The following is a 1115-nucleotide window of genomic DNA, read 5'->3' as shown; positions in this document are numbered from 1 at the left end:
AAAATTAATTTTGTAATTATACTTTTTTTATCTTTCTCTGATATTAATCACCATCTAATTCTTTACACATTTTTTCAAATTCTTGATAGTATTTCCAAGAAGCTATGATATCCGGATGGTATTTTTTTATAAAGTTTAACTCTTGATTTAACATGTTAAATATCTTTTTTCTCATTGATTTATTATTTAGCAGCTCGCTTAAGATATTTTCTTCTGACCATTTTTTATTTTGAATATACCTTATTTTATTATACAAAACATCTAAAAAAATTTTTTGGAAACTATCTATTTTTTCTATTAACTTATCATTTAGTTTTTTAAAGTCCGATTTTAACACCGAAAATGAAATATCTTGCAACAAAACATGACTATATCTAAACATATTATTCAAAATAATATTTCCATTAGTCATTCTATCTTTTAATTCTATATAAACATTAATATTCATATATTCTTTAAATGAAAATTTAATAATAATTGGCAAAATATATCTGTATGGACCAAAAACCATTTTTTGTATCTGTTCTAAATTATCGACACTATTTAATTTAAATTCTAATTTTAAATTAGCAAAAGTTGATATGATTTTATCCGGCATAAGATCTTCCATATCTAAAAAATATATTTTATCTGTATATATATTTTTAAGAATAGTATCATAATACCATATTCCATTATTAAGCCAAAAATTTAACATATGTCCTATTGTTATTTGCTCCAAAAAAGGATACTTTACCCTATCTATTATCTGTTCTATAGGAATATTATGATTAATAATATCATAATTACCACAACCTTTTTTATATCCTCCATGATTCAATCCAGTTTTAAATTTTGATATAGGATCTCTAATTAAAAATATGGTAACAATTTTTGGAAATAGATTTATATATTTAAGACTTTTTCTAAAATCATTTGTATTTAAAAAAAGAACATGAATACAATCATAGCTGTACTTAAAATGATCTAAATATAATTTTTTATAATCATTGGAATACCATTGCAACTTAACACCATGGTAAACCAATGCTCTTAATAAAACACTATGTCCAGTTAATCCAAAAGTAAACAGCACAAACTTATACCTATCTGGTAAAGGTAAATTCATCTCCCAT

The 1115-nt window shown here is 22.5% G+C and carries 1 protein-coding gene; it reads right to left on the bottom strand.

The window, feature by feature from the left end:
* Nucleotides 1-43: 43 nt before the first annotated feature.
* The coding region (locus L8Y18_RS08545) for a DUF2972 domain-containing protein (RefSeq protein ID WP_263676665.1) at nucleotides 44-1115 on the bottom strand (1072 nt) is incomplete at its 5' end.

It is taken from the genome of Campylobacter sp. CNRCH_2007_0968H (assembly GCF_025773245.1).
GTDB lineage: Bacteria > Campylobacterota > Campylobacteria > Campylobacterales > Campylobacteraceae > Campylobacter_D > Campylobacter_D lari_D.
Note: the sequence above shows the minus strand (reverse complement) of the source record. Positions and strands in the feature narration are given on the sequence as shown.